Here is a 2606-nt window from a genome sequence, read left to right as displayed (position 1 = left end):
TTACAGGCATCAGGTAAGTGTCTGCACTCCAATCATCCTCTGCCAATACTTTTAAAATAAGAGTTAACAAGGCACACGTATCGCCATTGCGACTACTTGTTGAGATTTTCTTAATTAATGCCATAAATAGAGGTTTTAAGAAATTAGTATTTATTGATTCTACAGAATATCATCTTATGCTTTACCTATATTGCTTTTAAAATGCATGTTTGTTACTTTACCTATTTAGGTATAGAGCAGAAAATCAATCCCTCTTGATTTACCTATTTAGGCATAGAGCAAAAAATCGATTATTATTGCTTTACCTATTTAGGTATGAATCAAAAAACCAATTTCTCTTACTTTACCTATTTAGGTATAAAGCCAAGAATTGACTTTTCTTGCTTTACCCATTTAGGCAAGAGGCAAAAAACAAATAAATATAACGCTTTTTTTTTGTTTAATGAACTTTAAAGGAATACGCACGAGTTACAAACTTACTGGCAGTAAAGTTATCGTTGCTTAAAGAGAGCTTAAGCTACTTCCTTTTCTTCTGGAACAACATCAGCTTCTTTACAAGCATCAATATAGTGAAGATCTTCGGCTGCATTATAGAATACTGCAAATGCAGTATTTATCCACACAAGAGAAATTAGAATACCAAAACCAAGTAAAACAAGTCCAAGAATAATGATCACAAATGATAAGATCCCCATACCAAAAATAGTCCCGAAATAGCCCCTGGTCATATAGTAGCTTATCTTTAGAGAATCTACAACACCATGCTTTTTGTCCATAATTAAATAAGGAACAAAAACCAGACGACAAGCGAGAAATAGTCCGGGAATCAATAAGAGAATAAGTCCTAAACCGACTACCAACATAACTAATAATCGACTAAGAATAACTCTCGAATAGGTTCTAAAACCTAAGAGCGTTTCCTCAAATACAAAGTCTTTTTTTCTGGCAACCTTTGTAAAGACATGGATCACACCATAAGAGTACACAGTTGCTATCCCGAAATAATAAACCACTTGTATTAATTGCAAAAAACTAAAGGTAAAGTCTATACCATCAGCACTTGGTTTAGTTTGCTGCATCAGCCACATTGGAGTCTCTATAGCCGCACCTACAAAAATGATCAAAATCAGCATCCAAAAATGCTTTTTCATCAAGGAAAAAGCTTCTTCAAAACAGGCACTTACGGTTGGGTAAACCTTAAGGATCATATCGTCTTTGCAGTAATCTAACTTCATCGGTTAATTTATTTAGGTATCTAAATGTAAATATAAGCAATTCCTCGACAAACATTTAAACGTATTTCCTGTAAACAAACATAAAACAGGCTGAGATGTTGTATCTCAGCCTGTTTTTCATTTTAATATTTTCGATGCAATATCTTACATTAATCTCTTTTCACCAGTCAGTTTACGAATATCAGTTAAATCCTGACTCACCTCAATACAGCCTTTATAAGCACCTTCTTCATCTCTAAGAGCAAAGTATTGGATCAGAATAAAACGTCCTTTCATTTCTATCCAAAAGGGTTCACTGTCCTTACTACCATCTCTAAAAGCCTCTACCAATTCATTTACAATGTGAACGCTCTCTGGTGGATGACAATTTTGAACGGTACGCCCAATAATAGCCTTTGATCTAGGAAAGAAACGTTCTTTGGGATTCGAAAAGAAACAAACCTTATCGTTCTCATCAATCATCGTGATATCAACAGGAAGATTATTCAACAAAAGAATGGCTTGTTTTAAAGTCATCAAACCTGTATCGAAGTTAAGCAAAGTGTTTTCCAATTTGTTCTCACTTAAAAAATCAGATTCAAATGATTCGTCAGCTTTCACCTTCTTTTCTTTCTTAAGTTTTGGAGCCTGAATATAAGCGTAACCCAATTCCTCACTTTGCTGCAACATATCATCCCATGCCTCTTTATTTATAGCATTAAAAGCTATCGGGAACAAAAGATATTCCTCTCTGAGAATAATGGCATACATATCGAAAAATAAGTCCCCGAGTAGCTTATTAATATGCTTCTTATCTAAATTGACTTCTAAAAGAGCTAATAATAAGGCCTTTTGGGTTTTCCGAATATCATCGTGAATAGACCACATAACACCCAGGCATTTGTATTGAGGATATTCCTTTTCAAAATAAGGGAAAAGGATGTTCTCTTTTCTGATATAATGCTTTTCCATTTGCATCAGATCTTCAATACCTATCCTTAAATGCTCAGCAACTTTTGAACTATCTAGATTTTCATTGTTGAAATCTTTAACCCATGATTTTAGATTTTGCAATCGTCTTTCAAGTTCTCTATTTTCCTTTGTTAAATAAACTAAGAAATGATCTTCGGGTAATGAAATAGGTTTTTGAGCCAATATTTGCTTGTGAAAAACATTAAGAGCTTTATTGATGCCTTTCTTTAAAACATCCATTGGCAAATTAGCTTCAACAAGTCGATGAACAACAAGAATGATATCATTGGCTGTTAAATCATCAATCGCCCTTTGATGTTCCTTAATCAGATCACTCCCCTTCTCTCCTATGGTTAATCGGTAGCAAAAATCGTAAAGAGAGTTTATTCGAGCTTCATTATTATTTATAAATTCTGACAT

At 33.8% G+C, this 2606-nt stretch carries 2 protein-coding genes; both read right to left on the bottom strand.

Annotated elements, in window-relative coordinates:
• Positions 1-512 precede the first annotated feature (512 nt).
• Complete coding sequence (locus ABY905_RS16295; RefSeq protein WP_372645783.1) at positions 513-1235, bottom strand: YciC family protein; 723 nt, start codon at positions 1233-1235, stop codon at positions 513-515.
• 144 nt (positions 1236-1379) lie between these two features.
• On the bottom strand, positions 1380-2606 hold a 1227-nt coding region (locus ABY905_RS16290), incomplete at its 5' end, for a DUF438 domain-containing protein (RefSeq protein WP_372645781.1).

It is taken from the genome of Ancylomarina sp., from assembly GCF_041555295.1.
In the GTDB taxonomy this organism is placed as follows: Bacteria; Bacteroidota; Bacteroidia; order Bacteroidales; family Marinifilaceae; genus Ancylomarina.
This window is presented reverse-complemented; position numbering and strand designations above follow the sequence as displayed.

Excerpts from the sequence above, each read along its gene's own strand:
- ABY905_RS16295 (WP_372645783.1), bottom strand. The coding sequence starts at position 1,235 with ATGAAGTTAGATTACTGCAAAGACGATATGATCCTTAAGGTTTACCCA.